Genomic DNA, 17,153 nt, shown 5'->3' on the forward strand with positions numbered 1-17,153 from the left:
CCGGACTGGTTCAAATATCCGGTGGCGCGGCTTCGCTGTCGGCATTCGGCTCGCCCAGAAGGCCCACGAAGATCGCCCGCACCGCGTCTTCGGTGTTTTTCAGTTTCTCCGACAATGCATCGAATGATGCACTGCCGGTAATTTCGCACAGGTCTTCACGAAGCGGTTCCGAGAAAGCGGCAACCTTGGCATCGGTCATGTCGCCTTCGATGGTCAGCGCCAGAAACGTTTGCAGATCGCGATACAACGATTTGGCCGCACGCAATGCCGTGGCGTCACCGGCATTGATCAGACCCAGATCGCCGGCCACGCGGAAGACTTCGGCCGCATCCGCGCTGATGATCTCGGGATGCGCCGCGGCATGGATCAGGACCAGATACTGGGCCAGAAAATCCACGTCGACCTGACCGCCGGCAACCTGCTTGATGGACCAGATGCACGGCGTTGCATACTGTTTTTCAATGCGCCCGCGCATGTTCGAAACCTCGGCCGCGGTTTTCGCCGCATCGCGGCTGCCGGTGAGGGTGCCTCTGATCATCCCCTGTACCTTGTCGCCGATGACGCCGGTATCGAAGATGATGCGGGCGCGGACCAGGGCCATGTGTTCCCACGTCCAGGCGGTTTCCGCATAGTACCGCTCGAAACCGTCCAGCACGGTCGCCACCGGTCCCTTGTTGCCGCTCGGTCTGAGCCGCATGTCGATCTCGTAAAGCGTGCCTTCCGCGGTCATCGACATGACGGCGTTGATAATGCGCTGGCCCAGGCGGCTGTAATATTGCGAGACGGCGAGCGGGCGCGCACCATCGGAATGGCTGTCCGCCTCATCGGCGCTGTAGATGAAAATCAGGTCGAGGTCGCTCGACGGCGTCAGTTCGCGCGAACCCAGCTTGCCGAGTGCCAGAACGCAGAACATGCCGCCGGCAATCTGGCCGTGCGCTTTTTCGAACTCGCGGATGACCTCGGGGATCAGGGTCTGCAGGACGGCATCGGCAATGTTGCTGAAACTCAGCGCCGCATCGCCCGCGCCGGTGACGCCGCGCAGCATTTGCACGCCGAGCTGAAAGCGCCGGTCGCTGTTCCAGCGCCGGGTGGCGTCGAGAATATCTTCGAAGAACATGGCGTCGGTCAGCGCTTCGGCGCAGTCCGTGCGGAGCTCCCCGAGATCCGGCAGGGGGTCGTAGAAATCGGCGCTCAGCACGCTGTCCAGCAGGTTCGGGCGGCGGCTCAGGTGGGCTGCCAGACGCGGCGCTTCGCCCATGATTTCCGACAGCAGCCGCAACAGATCGGGGTAGGCCTGAAACATGGTGAAAAGCTGCACGCCGGCGGGCAGGCTCGCCAGAAAGGCATCGAAGCGGAGGAACGTGGCGTCCGGATCGGGCTGTTTGCCGATGGCTTCGAGCAGAGCCGGCGTCAGTTCCGTCAGCAATTCGCGCGCCCGCGTCGAGCGGGTGGCGCGGATGCGGCCGTGATGCCAGGCGCGGATTGATTTGTCGACCAGGGCCGGATCGGTAAAGCCGAAACGGGCAAGGGTCTTCAGGGTCTCGGGATCGCTGTCGGCGCCGGTGAAGGCAAGATTGCCGGCATGGCCGTCTTCCGCGGTCAAAGCCGGGGAGTCTTCGAACAGGGCGCCGTATTGGGCTTCAACGGCTTCGAGGTGTCCCAGCAATGCGGCGCGAAACCCGGCGGCGTCGGCATAACCGCAGAAGGCGGCCAACTGTGCGATGCCGGCATCATCGTCGGGCAGCTTCTGGGTCTGCTCGTCCGACTGCATCTGCAGGCGGTGTTCGACGCGGCGCAGGAATTCGTAGGCGTCGTTCAGGATATCCGCGGCGTCGGCGTCGACCATGCCGAGATCGACCAGATGGCGGATCGCCGCGATGGTGCGGCTGATCCGCACCGACGGTTCGCGCCCGCCCCAGATCAACTGCTGGGTCTGGGCGAAAAATTCGATCTCGCGGATGCCGCCGCGCCCGGTCTTGATGTCGTGCCCGTTGATCGCGACCTTGCCGCCGCCCTTGTGCGCATGGATTTGCCGCTTGATCGAGTGGATGTCCTGGATGGCCGCGAAATCGAGGCTCTTGCGCCAGACGAACGGGCGCAGGTGATGCAGGAAGGTCTCGGCGGCGGCGATATCCCCGGCGATCGGTCGCGCTTTGATCATTGCCGCGCGTTCCCAGTTCTGCCCCAGGCTTTCATAATACGTTTCCGCCGCCAGCACCGAGATCGCCAGCGGCGTCGAGCCGGGGTCGGGCCGCAATCTGAGATCGACACGGAAGACGTAGCCGTCGCCCGTGCGTTCATCGAGGATCTTGGCAAGGGTCCGGGTCATGCGGATGACATGCTGCTGAAGCCCGTCGGGGTTGTCGGTGTCGATGACGTCATTGTCGTACAGGCAGATCAGGTCGATATCGCTGGAATAGTTCAGTTCCCGTGCGCCGAGCTTGCCCATGCCGATAACGATGAAGCCGGAATCGCGTTCGGGATCGTCGGGATTTTTCAGGCGGAATGCGCCGCGCTCCGCGGCCCTGCGGATGACGAACCCGCTTGCCGCGCTTGCCGCCGCGTCGGCGAAATCGGAAAGCGCTTCGGTGACCTGATAAAGTGTCCATTGCCCGGCGATGTCGGCCAGCGCCGCCGTCAGGGCGAGACGGCGTTTGGCGATCCTGAGCGCGCGCATGATCCGCGCCTCGTCGGTGAGCGCCGATGTTTGCGTTCTGGTTTCGGATAAAATGCTGCGGGCGAGTGCGTCAGCACCTTCCCGGGCGAGCTGGCCCAGCCATGCGGGTTCGCGCAGCAGCGATTGCGTTAGGTACGGACTGTTGGAAAAAACACCTTCCAGAAGGCGTTTGCCGTCTTCGCGGGCGGCCAGGGCGAGGGCGCTCTCGATATCTTCCGGGGCATCGTCGCGGGCCTCTTCGCAGGCAGCGTAAAAGTCTGCGAGCCCGCGCTGCGCCGCTTCGCTGTCGGCCGCAACCGCCAGCCCGGCCGTATCGATGACAAAATCGTTGCTCATGGTTATTGCAATATGTCATCCATGCGGATCACGCAAAAAGTCTTTGCTGAAGTGTTACCGAAAAACAGGCTTAGCCCTGTACTTATAGACGGTTTACTCTGCGTTAAGTGACGGTTATGCATACTAATGCCACCATTTCGCCCGGATCGCCCGGCGCGTTTGGTGTGCTGACGGAATTTTACATACGTTGTTGATCAAACGGACATTTATCGGTGTAGTGCAGTTGGTCGGCGGTCTCGGCGCCGGGCTGGCGATTATTACGCTTTTGATTGCCTGGCAGTTGCAGAAAGGACCGGTCTCGCTGTCATTTCTGACGCCGTATGTGGAACGCGCGCTGAACAGCGGCCACCGCAGCTTTCGCCTCGCCATTGACGACACCACGCTAACCTGGGCCGGCTGGGACCGGGCGATCGAGCTTCGCGTCAAGAACGTCCGCGCCATCGGCGAAACGGGCGCGGCGCAGGCGCGGATTCCCGAACTTTCCTTGTCGTTGAGCGGACGGGCGCTGGTCCGCGGCAAGCTGGCGCCGAAATTCATCGAATTGCTGGGGCCCGAAATTCGGGTGCGCCGTGATGCGGACGGCGGGCTGGGTATCGAGGTTGCCGCTGAAAGCGGACCTTCCGGCGAACGCTTTGCGACCGGCCTTCTGAGCTGGCTGATCAAGAAACCGGACCCGGGCTCGCCGATGAGCTATCTGGAAACGGTCCGCATCAGCGGCGCGAACATGACTTTCGACGACCGTATGACGGGCAAGGTCTGGCAGGTGCCGGTCGGTTATCTGAAGCTGGTGCGCGCACCGCACGGCCTGCTCGCCGAAGGAAGCCTGCAAATCGATATCGAGAACCGGATCGCCGACATTTCCTTGCACGGCTCGTTTCATGCAGAGGCGGGCCGTCTCGACCTGACGGCGTCGTTCGCCGACATATCGCCGGCGTCGTTCGCCTCGCTGGATCCGAAATTTACCGTGTTCGAAGCCGTCAACATGCCGCTCAGCGGCAAACTCGTCATCGGCACGTCGCTGCACGAGGGTATCAACAGCATCGGTTTTCACGTCACCGGCGATGACGGCACGCTGATGTTGCCGGCGCCGTTTGCACAGGAACTGAGCGTTGAGAACATTACGCTCAACGGAATTTATAACGGCCGCATCGGCTCGGTGACGCTGGACGGCGCCGAAGTAACGCTGATGGAAGGCTCGACCCTCGCCATCCCGTCGCCCATCGATCATGCCATGCCGCTGGTCAGCATGTCCGGTTCGGGGAAATTCGACATGAAATCGGGCATTGCCGATATTCAGCGTCTCAGCCTGAACCTGAACGGCCCGGTCTTCGATCTGAAAGCCCAGGCGAGCGGCATCGGCGGCCCGGAAGTCGTGATCAAGGCCGAAACGACACTGGCCGACGTGCCGGTGGAACAGCTCAAGACTTACTGGCCGGCGACAATGGGGCCGGACCCTTATGCCTGGGTGACATCGCATCTCAGCGGCGGGCGGATGACCCGCGCCGATGCCGTCTTTTCCGTCCGCGTGCAGCAGGACGGCAGTTTTGCCATCGATACCATCGACGGCACCATGAGCGCCGAAGGCGTCGATGTGACCTATCTAGAAGGCATGCCGGCGGTGAAGAACGTGAAGGCGTTGATGTCGTTCGATGCGGACAGCTTCGACGTTGCCGTCGAACAGGGCACCAGCGGGCGGATCAAGCTGGACGGCGCGACGATCCATATTACCGGTCTCAGGGAAATCGATCAGTACATCGATATCGACCTGAAGGCGAAATCGCCGGTGCGCGACGCGCTCGAGCTGATCGACCGCAAACCGTTCGAGTTCGCCAGCGCCATGAAGATCGATCCGAAAAGCACGCTGGGCGATGCGGATGTCGATCTCAATCTGTATTTCATGCTCGCCAAGGATCTGGCCGTCGAAGATGTCGATGTAAAGGCCGCAGCCAGACTGACGAATGTGCAGATGAAGGATGTCGTGCTGGGCCGGGGCATCCGCGACGGCACGCTCAAGCTCGCCGTCGATACGAAAAAAATGGAAGTCGACGGAAACGTGATGATGGGGCCGGTGCCGGTGGCCCTGGTATGGAACCAGAATTTCGGCACCAAGGTGCCTTACCGTTCGCAATATCTGCTGGCGGCCAGGATCGACGACCTGTCGAACGTCCGCGATCTCGGGGTCGATCCGGGTCCGGCGGGGGACTTCGTTTCCGGCGGTGTCGACGCCACGGTGCGCTATACGGTTTTCGATAACCGCAGCGGCCGCGTCGAGGTCAACGCCAACCTGGAACGTGCGGAACTCAGGGTGCCGGTGATGGAATGGCGCAAGGCGGCCGGCGACGCCGGCTGGGTCGATGTCACGATCCTGCTCGAGAACGGCCTCGTCAAAAGCGTACCGAGCTTCAATGTCATCGCCGGCGACCTGTCGGTGAAGGGCGATGTCAAATACGCACCGGCCGGTCTCGGCCTGGAGCGCGTCAATCTGAAGCAGGTCCTGTTCGGGCGCACCGATGTCTCGGGTGCCGTCATATCGCGTCCCGACGGCGGCTGGGAAATCGGCCTGCAGGGATCCGAGCTTGAATTCTCGCCGTTGTGGGAACGTCTGATCGGGGACCGTCCGGGCCAGGACGACCTGACCCTGCCGGACCTGACGATTGCCGTCGAGCTGGACAAGATGTGGGTCGAGCCGCAGAAGTTCCTGTCCGCCGTTTCCGGAACCTTCGTGCACAAGCGCGGCATCTGGCGCACGGCGCTGCTCGACAGCAAGCTCAACGGGGGGCCGCTGCTCAGTGTGAACATGGCGCCGGACTCCGACGGCAACCGGGTGCTGAGCGTCAAGGCCGAGAACGCCGGCGATACGCTGCGCTTTTTCGATCTGTTCGATAACATGCACGGCGGCCAGCTTGAAATGCGCGGCCGCTATGACGACGCGGCGGCGCTGCGGCCGTTGCGCGGCAAACTGCGTGTCGTCAATTACCGGGTTCGCAACGCACCGCTGATGACCCGTGTTCTCTCGATCATGGCGCTGACCGGCATTGTCGATGCGCTGACCGGCGAAGGCCTGAATTTCGCCGAGCTTGATGTGCCGTTTACATATACCGACGGTGAAGTGCAGATCGCCGACGCCAAGGCGACAGGGGCATCGATCGGCTTTACCGCGTCGGGCACCGTCTATACGCACGCCGATGTACTGAACATCGAGGGCACGGTGGTCCCGGCCTATGCCATCAACTCGCTGCTCGGCAAAATTCCGTTGCTCGGCAATATCCTGACGGGGAGCGAAGACGGCGGCGGCGTTTTTGCCGCCAACTTCTCGATCTCCGGTCCGATCGAGGATCCGAACACCACCGTCAATCCGCTGTCGGCGTTGACGCCGGGTATCCTCAGGAACCTGTTCGGCGCCTTCAAGCCCGACGATCAGCAAGTGCCGCTGCTCGGCACATCTTCGCTACCCGTCGAATCCCAATAACCTGGTCCAGTCATCGGCCCTGGACTTAACGCCAGTGCCCTGAGGCGCGCGCGTGCCGACGCGGCGGGCAGCCATGCGTTCGCCTTAACCCCGTCGGATCATGCGGAAAGCCAGTCTTCGAGTTTTGCCGCGCCGGGCAGGCCGCCGGCGTGAACAAGCTTGCCGTCGACCGCGATGCCCGGCGTTGACATCACACCCGCCATGGCGATGGATTTCGGATCCGTGACCTTTTCAACATCGACCTCGATCCCGAGTTTGGCCGCAGCCTCGTTGACCATCGTCTCGGTGGTTTCGCAGCGTTTGCACCCGGACCCGTAAATCTTGACGGTTTTCATGAATGGTTCCCTTCAAAGAATGATGTTGAACAGAAAGCCGGTGGCGAGAATGCCCATCGACACCACGGCGATGAAGATCGCAATCAGACGGAGGGTCAGCACCTGCTTGAGGATGATCATCTCGGGCAGGCTGAGCGCGATCACCGACATCATGAACGCGAGGGTCGTGCCGAGCGCCGCGCCCTTGCCCAGAAGCGCCTCGACGATGGGGACGACGCCGGCCGCGTTGGTGTACATCGGCACCCCCATGATGACGGCTGCCGGCACGGACCACCACGCCTCGCGACCCATGATCCGCAGCATCGTCTCTTCGGGGACATAGCCGTGGATCGCCGCGCCGATGGCAATGCCGATCAGCACCCAAATCCAGACCTTTCCGACGATCTCGCGAACCTGCTCAACACCGATTTTAAGCCGATCGACCAGCGTCAGCCGCTCATCCGCCAATTCGCCCACAGTGCCGGCATTCAATTCGCGAACCCAGTCCTGCAGATACCGTTCCAGCCCCATGCGGCCCATAACGAACCCCGCGATCGTGGCGATGGTGAAGCCGAAGACGAGGTAGATCGAGGCGATCTCCCAGCCGACCAGACCGTAAAGCAGTCCTAGCCCGACCGGTCCCACCATCGGACCGGCGATCAGGAAGGAAAAAGTCACGCCGAGCGGGATGCCCGCTGAAACGAACCCGATGAAAAGCGGCACCGACGAGCATGAACAGAACGGCGTCAGCACGCCCAAGAGCGCCGCCAGGGGATAGCCGAGGATCTCATTCTTGCCGGCAAGGATCGCCCGTGTCTTCTCGGGGCTGAACCAACTGCGCAGGACGCCGGTCACAAAGACAATGCCGCCGAGCAACAGCAACACCTTCGGTACGTCGTAGAAAAAGAAAGCAATGGCGGCGCCGGTGTGGCTGTCGCGCTGTACGGGAAACAGCGACGTCACCCACTCAGCAAACGGGACCAATTGCCCATAAACCAGCCACCACGCCAGCATGGCCAGCGGCAAGCCCACATACCAAGGCCATGTCGTTGTTTCAGGGGGCGCTGATTCAGGGTAAGGGCCGGTGTCATGTGTTTTGGCGGTCATGCGGCATTCCTTTTAGGCGGCCTTCCAGAGGCGCGCTCGGCGACCAGGACCGCATCGATCACAGCGGCCAATTCGGGCGCGAGGGTCATGTCGCGCCGATAACGGACCCATTGCGCATCGCGTCTGTCGAGCACGAGACCGGCGTCGCGCAGCACCTTCATGTGCCGGGACATCCGGCTTTGCGTTGCGTCAAGCCGCTGCATCAGTTCGCAGACACAATACTCTTTCCCGCTCCACAGCAGCGTAAGCGCGGCGCGGCGGGTCGGATCGGCAATGGCGTTCAATATTTCCTGCATGGTTCATGTATATGCGGGTGAGAGCATATGCGCATTGATCTATATCAGATGCTCATAAAGCGCCAACGCGGGGCACGCCTGGCTTGCAGGTGTCGAGGATTCCCGGCCGGACAAGGGGGGTGATTTAAGAAGCCGCGATCAGACAGGCTTGATCAGGGCGTGGCGCTTCTTGCCCGCCGACAGCTTGATCACGCCTTCGGCGTTGAGATCACCGAGCGAGGCGCTCGCGTTGACGTCGCTGATGGCTTCGTCGTTGATCTTGGCGCCGCCGCCCTTGATCAGGCGCCGTGCGTCACCGTTGGATGACGCCAGACCGGCCTGCGTGAACAGCGTCAGGATACCGACGCCGGCCTCGATCTCGGCGCGCGGCACGTCGACGCTGGGCAGCGTCTCGCCCATGCCGCCCTGCTCGAAGGTGGTCTCCGCCGTCTTGCGGGCTTCCGCCGCGGCGTCGGCGCCCCGGCATAGCTTGGTGGCTTCGTCGGCGAGTATTTTCTTGGCGTCGTTGATCTCCGCACCCTCAAGTGCTTCGAGGCGGGCGATCTCGTCCATCGGCAGTTCGGTGAACAGGCGCAGGAACTTGCCGACGTCGGCGTCCTCGGTGTTGCGCCAGTACTGCCAGTAATCGTAGTGGCTGAGCGCGTCTTCGTTGAGCCACACCGCGCCGTCGGCGGTCTTGCCCATCTTCGCGCCCGACGCGGTCGTCAAAAGCGGCGTGGTCAGGCCGAACAGGTGTTTATCGGCAACGCGGCGGCCCAACTCAACGCCGTTGACGATGTTGCCCCACTGATCCGAGCCGCCCATCTGCAACGCGCAACCGTTGCGCTTGGCAAGCTCGACGAAGTCGTAGGCCTGCAGGATCATGTAGTTGAACTCAAGGAACGTCAGCGGCTGCTCGCGCTCGAGGCGCAGCTTGACGCTGTCGAAGCTGAGCATGCGGTTGATGGTGAAGTGCGGGCCGATATCGCGCAGGAATTCGACATAATTGAGGCTGTCCAGCCAGTCGGCATTGTTGACCATGATGGCGTCGGTCGGGCCGTCGCCGAAGCTCAGGTATTTCTGAAACACCGATTTGATGCCGGCCATGTTGGCGGCAATGGCGGCGTCATCCAGCAGCTTGCGGCTTTCGTCCTTGCCGGACGGGTCGCCGACCCGTGTCGTGCCGCCGCCCATGAGGACGATCGGCTTGTGCCCGGTCTGCTGCAACAGCCTGAGCAGCATGATCGACACCAGCGAGCCCACGTGCAGGCTCGGCGCCGTGCAGTCGAAGCCGATATACGCCGTGACCGGGCCCGCGGCGCATTTTTCGTCCAGCGCATCCAGGTCCGTGCATTGATGCATGAACTGGCGTTCGGTCAGGCGAGTGATAAAATCGGACTTGTAGTGGGCCATGTTCGGGTCTTGCTGTTATTATGAAGAGCGCGGATGATTAACACATGCAAGCCGTACCGCACAACGATCTAGAGGAAAGCATGTTGCCCGAAAAAGGACAGGTCCTGACCGCCATTGGCCTGATGAGCGGTACGTCCATGGATGGGATCGACGTCGCCGTGATCGACAGCGACGGCGAGACGGTCAAGCGGCGGGGTGCCTTTGCATCCTATCCATATGAACAGGGGCTCAGAGAACGCGTGCAGGCGGTCGCCGGCCACAAGCCCGAACCCGGCGATGCGCTCGGTGCCGTGGTGCGCGATATCACCGATGCCCACGCCGAGGCGGTCGAGGATTTCATGGGCCGCGCGGGGCTTAGTGCACATGACGTCGACGTCGTCGGCTTTCACGGCCAGACGGTGTTTCACGACCCACAGAACGGCGTGACGGTGCAATTGGGCGACGGCGCCCGGCTGGCGTCGCGATTGAACATTGCCGTCGTCAACGATTTCCGCGCCGCCGACGTGGCCGCCGGGGGCGAGGGGGCGCCGTTCGCGCCGCTCTATCACGCCGCGCTGGCGAAGCCGCTGGCGCCGCCGATTAGTGTGCTCAATCTGGGCGGTGTCGGCAACCTGACGTGGATCAGCCCGGACGGCGGCATCGTCGCCTTCGACACCGGCCCGGCGAACGCACTGGTCGATGACTGGGTGTTGGCCCAGACCGGCAAGCCGATGGACGAGGACGGTCAAATCGCGCGGCAGGGCCGCATCGACGAGGATGTGTTGGCGGAACTGCTGGCCAACGATTATTTCGACCAGCCGTACCCGAAGTCGCTGGACCGCGATCACTTCGATCCGTCGCCGGTGATGGGGCTGTCGCTGGAAGACGGCGCGGCGACGCTGGTCGCGTTCTCGGCCTATGCCGTGGCGCGCGCACAGGACATGCTGCCCGCACTCCCCGAACGCTGGCTGGTGACCGGCGGCGGGCGGCACAATCCGGTGATGATGGCGGACCTCCGCCGCGCACTGGACCGCCCGGTGGAACCGGTCGAGGGCGTCGGCTGGTCCGGCGATGCCATGGAGGCGCAGGCGTTCGCCTACCTCGCCGTCAGATCGATGTACGGCCTGCCGCTCAGCCTGCCGTCGACGACCGGCGTCTCTGAGCCGATGCCGGGCGGTGTGCTGCACAGGCCTTAACATTAATCGTCATCCCGGGCGTTAGGCATCGCCTGAACGCGATCTGCGTTCAGATGCGATCCTTGCGACCCGGGACCCATCGATGGGCTTGGCGCGGTGTCGGGATGGGTCCCGGATCGCTGGCTTTCCCGACCTCGCCTGCGCTCGGGGGAAATCCGTGTCCGGGATGACGGTATTAATAACATCCCGCCGATTGACTCTCCCGCCCGGTGCGGGTTCGATCACGCCCCATGACGACGCCTCTCGACATCTCCGCTTCTGACGCGCGCCGGCTGGTCCTTGATCTGCAGGGGTTGGCGGAAAGCCCGCGCCGGCGCTTGGGCCGCGACGGCTTGCTGGAATTGATCCGCAGGCTCGGCTTCGTTCAGGTCGATTCCATACAGTGGGTCGAGCGCGCGCATCACATGATTCTGGCGAGCCGCTGGGACGGCTACCGGCAAAAGGATTTGCACCGGCTGATCGAAACCGACCGCATGCTGTTCGAGAACTGGACCCATGACGCAGCGATCCTGCCGGTCGAGTTTTTCCCGGTCTGGAAGGGCCGCTTTGAACGCGAACGCTCCCGTCTGGCCAGGCGCTGGGCCGGTCGGCAGGGTGCCGATCATCAAAGCGAACTGGACCATGTGCTGGCGCACGCGGCGGCGGGCGGGCCGATTACGTCGCGCGAAATGGCGGACAGCCGCGATCCTTCGGGTGCGGCGGAAGGCGGCGCATGGTGGAACTGGAAGCCGTCGAAGACGGCGCTGGAATATCATTGGCGCACGGGGAGCCTGTGCATCTGTCACCGGCGCGGGTTTCAGAAAGCCTATGACCTGACCGAACGTGTGATCCCCGACGCCTATCGCGGGCCCGAACCCTCGGCGGACGCCTTTATCGACTGGTCCTGCCGCGAGGCGCTGAGCCGCCTCGGCTTCGGCACGGCGGGCGAGATCGCCGGTTATTGGGGCAATATCACGGCCGCCGAAGCCAAGGCGTGGTGCGACGCGCGGCTTGGCGGGGACATCGTCGAGGTTCGTGTGCACGGTGCCGGTGACGGCGCGCCGCGCAAACTCTATGCATTCGCCGATATTGAAATGCACCTCGCCGACGCAGGGCAACCGGCCGAGCGCCTGCGGATTCTCAACCCGTTCGATCCCGTCATCCGCGACCGCAAACGCCTGAAGCACCTGTTCGATTTCGACTACCGGATCGAGATATTCGTCCCGGCGCCCGAGCGCACATATGGCTATTACGTTTTTCCGCTGCTGGACGGGGAACGGATGATCGGCCGTATGGAGATGAAGGCGGAACGCGCCGAAGATGCGCTTGTGGTCAGTTCCGTCTGGCCCGAGCCGGGCGTCCAATTCGGTAAAGGCCGCATGGCGCGCATGAACGGCGCGCTCGAGCGTATGCGCAAGCTGGTCGGGTTATCTGAAGTCCGGTTTCAAGGCGGCTGGCTGCGGCCGTCTTAACCGGCATCCCCTCACCCGGCACGCAAGCGCGCCACCCTCTCCCCAGGGAGCGGGGGCTTACTCGGCCGGAACCAGATTCGTGTCGAGATACTTTTCGACGTGCTTTTCCAGCGTATCCATGTGCTCGCGGAAGAAATGGTCGCAGCCCTTCACCACATTATAGTCGATGGTGATGTTCTTCTGCTTGCCGAGCTTGTCGGCGAGCTTGGCCACGGAATCTTCGGGAATGATGTCGTCGCTGTCGCCGTGCACCATCAGCCCGGATGCCGGGCAGGGGGCCAGGAACGAGAAATCGTGGATGCTGGCGGGCGGGGCAATGGCGATGAAGCCGTTGATTTCCGGGCGGCGCATCATCAACTGCATGGCGATCCAGGCGCCAAACGAGAATCCGGCGATCCAGCAGCCGGTGGCGTTCGGGTTGTGACCCTGCATCCAGTCGAGCGCGGCGGCGGCGTCGGAAAGCTCACCCAGACCGCTGTCGAATTCGCCCTGGCTGCGTCCGACACCGCGAAAATTGAAGCGCAGCGTCGAGAAACCGCGCCTCGAAAAGGCGTGATAAAGCGAATACACGACCTTGTTGTTCATGGTGCCGCCATGTTGCGGATGGGGGTGCAAAATCAGCGCGACCGGCGCATCATCGCGCTTCGCATGCTGGTAGCGGCCTTCCAGGCGGCCTTCCGGTCCGTTGAATATCACGTCGGGCATGGGTGGGAACCTCACTTAGAACGAATTAAAAAAGTCGACCGCAATTGTCGGTTAATTACAAAAGAAGCCTTGATTTGTGCCTGTTCGGCATCGGTAAAATTACGCGTAAATACTTGACCGCGTTACTCAGCTTTCTTATATAACCCCTAAGAAATTGCGCTTATCCACCATGACATCGTCGTGTCCGGGCGATAGCGCAACCCCATGTAATCGCCAAGGGCGAAGAGAAGATAAAGATCATGCCATGCTTTTCAAGAGATTAAAGGCCGACCTGGACGCCTTTCTTGAGCGCGACCCCGCTGCGCGTTCGAGACTGGAAGTGGTCATTTTGTATCAGGGCTTCCATGCCGTGGTGTTTTATCGCATCGCACATTGGCTGTGGGGCATGAACCTGCGCTTTCTCGGGCGCCTGGTTTCGCAGTTCGGGCGCCTGTTCACGGGCATCGAAATACACCCCGGTGCGACCATCGGCTGCTGCTTTGTGATCGACCATGGCGCCGGTGTCGTGGTCGGTGAAACCGCCGAGATCGGCGATAACGTAACGCTGTATCACGACGTCACGCTGGGCGGTGTAGCGCCGAGCGTCGACAGCCATACGCAGGTCGGCGTCAAACGCCATCCGACGCTTGGCAATAATGTCATCGTCGGTTCGGGCGCACAGATCCTGGGTCCCATCACGGTCGGCGACTGCGCGCGCGTCGGCGCCAACGCGGTGGTGACGTCGGATGTGCCGGCGAACGTCACGGCGGTCGGCATCCCGGCCCGGATCATCATGCCGAAGGACAAGTCGAAGGCCGCTGAGTTCCGCGCCTATGCGACGATGCCGGAAGGTGTCCCCGATCCGGTGCAACAGGTTCTCGACCAGATGCGCCAGAGCCTGAGCGAATTGAAAGGCCGGGTCGACGAACTGGAATCCGAACGCGACGCGCTGCGTAAGGAACTCGATGGCAAGGACGAAGACAAAGACAATGGCCAAGATGACGGTAAGGGCAGCCGTAAATCCTCTGTCGCCTGATCAAGTCTGTATCAGATCTGTATCAGGGGCATGAAACGCAAAGGAGCGAAACCGTGAAACTCTCAACCAAGGGACGTTATGCCGTGATGGCGATGGTCGATCTCGCGACCCATGCCGATGGCAAGCCGATTGCGCTGGCCGATGTGGCGGAGCGTCAGGAAATCTCGCTGTCATATCTCGAGCAACTGTTCGGACGGCTGCGCCGCGGCCACCTCGTCAAAAGCGTTCGTGGACCCGGTGGCGGTTATCTGCTGGCCCGTGCGCCGTCGGAAATCCGTGTCGCCGACGTCATCATGGCCGTCGACGAGCCGATCAAGGCGACGCGTTGTACACCGGGCAGCCCGTCGGGCTGTCAGGGGCGCCAGCAACGCTGTCTGACGCATGACCTGTGGGAAGAACTCGGCAACCAGATCTATCTGTTCCTGAGCACGGTCTCGCTTGAGGATGTTGCAACGCGCCGCGTGCTCGGTTCCAGCGGCGTTTTGTTTGCCGAAGGCCGCGAACAGCACATCGCCGCCGGCGAATAAGTTAAAGAGCTGCACCGATGACCGCCTGTTACCTCGATCATAACGCGACGACGCCGCTGGGCCATGCTGCCCGCGACGCCATGGCGCGTGCCATGGGGGTTGCTGGGGAGCTGACAGGCAATGCATCGTCGGTACACGGCTTCGGCCGCGAAGCCCGCAGGATCATCGAGGATGCGCGCGCCAGTGTCGGCGAACTGGCCGGGGTCGCGCCGCAGAACGTGATCTTCACGTCCGGCGGGTCCGAAGCGAACAACACGATTCTCAGGGGTATTCCGGCAGCATTTGTCGCGACCAGCGCGATCGAGCATGCCTCGGTTCTGGATGCCGCACCGGATGCGCGCCGCGTGCCGGTCGACGCCAGCGGCGTGCTCAGGCTGGATGCCTTGTCGGAGATGCTTGAAGGCGCAGAGGGCCGGGTGCTGGTTTCCGTTATGGCGGCGAACAACGAAACCGGCGTCGTACAGCCGATCGCCGAGATCGCCGCGATTACCAAGGCCCACGATGCCCTGTTGCATGTCGATGCCATTCAATGGGCAGCAAAGCGGCCGTTGTTCGAAATCACCGCCTATTGCGATGCGCTTTCGCTCAGCGCGCATAAGTTCGGCGGTCCGCAGGGCGTGGGCGCAATCGTCGTCAAGGACGGCGTCGCCTTCGAACCGCTGATCCGGGGCGGAGGGCAGGAACGCCGCCGCCGCGCCGGAACGGAAAACCTCATCGGGATTTCAGGGTTCGGCGCCGCCTGTGCCGCCGCCCTCGACAGCGTCGCCGGCTTTTCCAAACTGGCCGGGCTGAGGGACGGTATCGAAAGCGCGCTCGGCGGTGACGCCCGCGTTTACGGGGCCGGTGCCGAGCGGCTTGCCAATACGACCTGCATCGCCATGCCGGGTGTCAGCGCGGAAACCCAGGTCATGGCTTTCGATCTGGCGGGCATCGCCGTCAGCGCCGGATCGGCGTGCTCATCGGGCAAGGTCGAGCCGAGCCACGTCCTTCTGGCCATGGGGGCGACGAAGACGGAAGCCGCCGAGGCGGTGCGTGTCTCGCTGGGTCTGTCGAACACCGCCGACGATGTGCAGAAATTCATCAATGCGTGGCGCTCGCTACGCACCCGCGCTGCCTCGAAAGAGGCCGCGGCATGAGACGACAAAGACTTTAAAGGAAAAGACGAACATGTCAGCAACTGCCGAAACAGTCGACCAGGTCCATTCGATATCGGGCGAGAAGTACAAGTACGGCTTCGTCACCGACATCGCCGCCGACAAGGCGCCGATGGGGCTGAGCGAAGATATCGTGCGCTTCATCTCGGCCAAGAAGAACGAGCCGGCATGGCTGCTCGAATGGCGTCTGAAGGCCTATCGCCGCTGGCTGGAAATGCCCGAGCCGCAGTGGTCGAAGGTGCAGTTCCCGCCGATCGACTATCAGCAGTACCACTATTATTCGGCGCCCAAGAGCGACGACGACCGCCCGAAAAGCCTGGACGAAGTCGATCCGGAGCTGCTGGCGACCTACGAGAAGCTCGGCATCCCGATCAGGGAACAGGAAGTGCTGGCCGGTGTCTCCAACGTCGCCGTCGATTACGTGTTCGACAGCGTGTCCGTCGCCACCACGTTCAAGAAAAAGCTGGAAGAGGTCGGCGTCATTTTCTGCCCGATCTCCGAAGCGCTGGAACGCTGCCCCGATCTGGTGCGCAAGTATCTCGGCACCGTGGTGCCGATGGCCGACAACAAGCACGCGTGCCTGAACTCGGCGGTCTTCACCGATGGCTCGTTCGTCTACATTCCGCCCGGTGTCAAATGCCCGATGGAACTGTCGACGTACTTCCGTATCAACGAAATGAACACCGGCCAGTTCGAGCGCACGCTGATCGTCGCCGACAAGGAATCTTACGTCAGCTACCTCGAAGGCTGCACGGCACCGATGCGCGACGAAAACCAGCTGCATGCCGCGGTCGTCGAACTGGTGGCGCTGGACGATGCCGAAATCAAGTACTCGACGGTGCAGAACTGGTATCCGGGCGACGAGGACGGCAAGGGCGGCATCTACAACTTCGTCACCAAGCGCGGTGCCTGCCGGGGCAAAAACTCGAAGATTTCCTGGACCCAGGTTGAGACCGGTTCGGCGATTACATGGAAGTACCCGAGCTGCATCCTGCAGGGCGACAATTCGGTCGGCGAGTTCTATTCCATCGCCATCACCAACAACGCACAGCAGGCCGACACCGGCACCAAGATGATCCACCTCGGCAAGAACACCACATCCCGGATCATTTCCAAGGGCATTTCGGCGGGGAAATCGGACCAGACCTATCGCGGGCTGGTCAAAATCTCGCCGAAGGCCGAGGGCGCGCGTAACTACACGCAGTGCGACTCTTTGCTGATCGGCGACAAGTGCGGCGCGCACACGGTGCCGTATATCGAAAGCAGGAACAAAGCCGCCATTGTCGAGCACGAGGCGACGACCTCGACGATATCCGAGGATCAGCTTTTCTATCTGCGTCAGCGCGGCATTCCGGCCGAAGCAGCGGTGGCGCTGGTGGTCAACGGTTTCTGCCGCGAAGTGTTGCAGCAGTTGCCGATGGAATTCGCCGTCGAAGCGCAAAAGCTTGTCGGCATCTCGCTTGAAGGAAGTGTCGGCTGACGATGAATTACACCCCGTCGCCCTGAACTCGATTCAGGGCCCATGGGCGCAATGA

13 protein-coding genes are annotated in these 17,153 nt (G+C 62.4%); 7 read left to right on the forward strand and 6 right to left on the reverse strand.

Annotation, left to right across the window (positions count from 1 at the left end; genetic code table 11):
• Positions 1–10 precede the first annotated feature (10 nt).
• Positions 11–3,013, reverse strand: a complete 3,003-nt coding sequence (locus L2D14_07310; protein WNK01229.1) for a bifunctional [glutamine synthetase] adenylyltransferase/[glutamine synthetase]-adenylyl-L-tyrosine phosphorylase — start codon at positions 3,011–3,013, stop codon at positions 11–13.
• Between the two features lie 190 nt (positions 3,014–3,203).
• Here L2D14_07310 and L2D14_07315 point away from each other — a divergent pair, with 190 nt between their 5' ends.
• A complete protein-coding gene (locus tag L2D14_07315; protein ID WNK01230.1) occupies positions 3,204–6,482 on the forward strand; it encodes an AsmA-like C-terminal domain-containing protein in 3,279 nt (1,092 codons plus the stop codon).
• Positions 6,483–6,580: 98 nt separating this feature from the next.
• Here L2D14_07315 and L2D14_07320 read toward each other — a convergent pair whose 3' ends face one another.
• From L2D14_07320 to tyrS, 4 genes are all read right to left on the reverse strand, one after another.
• On the reverse strand, positions 6,581–6,817 hold the full coding sequence (locus tag L2D14_07320) for a thioredoxin family protein (GenBank protein WNK01231.1): 237 nt from the start codon (positions 6,815–6,817) through the stop codon (positions 6,581–6,583).
• Positions 6,818–6,829: 12 nt separating this feature from the next.
• Positions 6,830–7,903, reverse strand: a complete 1,074-nt coding sequence (locus tag L2D14_07325; protein WNK01232.1) for a permease — start codon at positions 7,901–7,903, stop codon at positions 6,830–6,832.
• On the reverse strand, positions 7,900–8,199 hold the full coding sequence (locus L2D14_07330; GenBank protein WNK01233.1) for a metalloregulator ArsR/SmtB family transcription factor: 300 nt from the start codon (positions 8,197–8,199) through the stop codon (positions 7,900–7,902). The genes L2D14_07325 and L2D14_07330 overlap by 4 nt, the downstream gene beginning before the upstream one ends.
• 138 nt (positions 8,200–8,337) lie before the next feature.
• Complete coding sequence (tyrS, locus tag L2D14_07335) at positions 8,338–9,591, reverse strand: tyrosine--tRNA ligase (GenBank protein ID WNK01234.1); 1,254 nt, start codon at positions 9,589–9,591, stop codon at positions 8,338–8,340.
• Between the two features lie 80 nt (positions 9,592–9,671).
• Between tyrS and L2D14_07340 the strand changes: the two genes are divergently transcribed.
• Positions 9,672–10,766 carry an anhydro-N-acetylmuramic acid kinase gene (locus L2D14_07340; protein WNK01658.1) on the forward strand — a complete coding sequence of 365 codons (1,095 nt, stop codon included), beginning with the start codon at positions 9,672–9,674 and terminating at the stop codon, positions 10,764–10,766.
• Between the two features lie 230 nt (positions 10,767–10,996).
• The gene (locus L2D14_07345; GenBank protein WNK01235.1) at positions 10,997–12,217 is read left to right on the forward strand and encodes a crosslink repair DNA glycosylase YcaQ family protein; all 1,221 of its coding nucleotides are present in this window, start codon (positions 10,997–10,999) and stop codon (positions 12,215–12,217) included.
• 57 nt (positions 12,218–12,274) lie between these two features.
• Here the strand turns inward: L2D14_07345 and L2D14_07350 are convergent, their stop codons facing one another.
• Complete coding sequence (locus L2D14_07350) at positions 12,275–12,922, reverse strand: alpha/beta hydrolase (protein WNK01236.1); 648 nt, start codon at positions 12,920–12,922, stop codon at positions 12,275–12,277.
• A gap of 244 nt (positions 12,923–13,166) precedes the next feature.
• Here L2D14_07350 and cysE point away from each other — a divergent pair, with 244 nt between their 5' ends.
• Genes cysE through sufB form a run of 4 tightly spaced genes read left to right on the forward strand, consistent with a single transcriptional unit; the run spans position 13,167 to position 17,098 of the window.
• Positions 13,167–13,937, forward strand: a complete 771-nt coding sequence (gene cysE, locus L2D14_07355; protein ID WNK01237.1) for a serine O-acetyltransferase — start codon at positions 13,167–13,169, stop codon at positions 13,935–13,937.
• A gap of 53 nt (positions 13,938–13,990) precedes the next feature.
• Entirely contained in the window at positions 13,991–14,464 is a 474-nt protein-coding gene (locus tag L2D14_07360; GenBank protein WNK01238.1) for an Rrf2 family transcriptional regulator, read from the forward strand.
• A gap of 17 nt (positions 14,465–14,481) precedes the next feature.
• Positions 14,482–15,600, forward strand: coding sequence for a cysteine desulfurase family protein (locus L2D14_07365; protein ID WNK01239.1), 1,119 nt, complete (start codon positions 14,482–14,484; stop codon positions 15,598–15,600).
• A gap of 31 nt (positions 15,601–15,631) precedes the next feature.
• Complete coding sequence (sufB, locus tag L2D14_07370) at positions 15,632–17,098, forward strand: Fe-S cluster assembly protein SufB (protein ID WNK01240.1); 1,467 nt, start codon at positions 15,632–15,634, stop codon at positions 17,096–17,098.
• Positions 17,099–17,153: the final 55 nt, after the last annotated feature.

The organism is Thalassospiraceae bacterium LMO-JJ14, assembly GCA_021555105.2.
Classification (GTDB): Bacteria; Pseudomonadota; Alphaproteobacteria; order Rhodospirillales; family Casp-alpha2; genus UBA4479.

What these genes read in the sequence shown, in the direction of transcription:
- L2D14_07350 (WNK01236.1), bottom strand. Translation starts at nt 12,922, where the DNA reads ATGCCCGACGTGATATTCAACGGACCGGAAGGCCGCCTGGAAGGCCGC.
- L2D14_07365 (WNK01239.1), top strand. Translation starts at nt 14,482, where the DNA reads ATGACCGCCTGTTACCTCGATCATAACGCGACGACGCCGCTGGGCCAT.
- sufB (WNK01240.1), top strand. Translation starts at nt 15,632, where the DNA reads ATGTCAGCAACTGCCGAAACAGTCGACCAGGTCCATTCGATATCGGGC.
- L2D14_07330 (WNK01233.1), bottom strand. Translation starts at nt 8,199, where the DNA reads ATGCAGGAAATATTGAACGCCATTGCCGATCCGACCCGCCGCGCCGCG.
- L2D14_07310 (WNK01229.1), bottom strand. Translation starts at nt 3,013, where the DNA reads ATGAGCAACGATTTTGTCATCGATACGGCCGGGCTGGCGGTTGCGGCC.
- tyrS (WNK01234.1), bottom strand. Translation starts at nt 9,591, where the DNA reads ATGGCCCACTACAAGTCCGATTTTATCACTCGCCTGACCGAACGCCAG.
- L2D14_07345 (WNK01235.1), top strand. Translation starts at nt 10,997, where the DNA reads ATGACGACGCCTCTCGACATCTCCGCTTCTGACGCGCGCCGGCTGGTC.
- L2D14_07325 (WNK01232.1), bottom strand. Translation starts at nt 7,903, where the DNA reads ATGACCGCCAAAACACATGACACCGGCCCTTACCCTGAATCAGCGCCC.
- cysE (WNK01237.1), top strand. Translation starts at nt 13,167, where the DNA reads ATGCTTTTCAAGAGATTAAAGGCCGACCTGGACGCCTTTCTTGAGCGC.
- L2D14_07320 (WNK01231.1), bottom strand. Translation starts at nt 6,817, where the DNA reads ATGAAAACCGTCAAGATTTACGGGTCCGGGTGCAAACGCTGCGAAACC.
- L2D14_07340 (WNK01658.1), top strand. Translation starts at nt 9,672, where the DNA reads ATGTTGCCCGAAAAAGGACAGGTCCTGACCGCCATTGGCCTGATGAGC.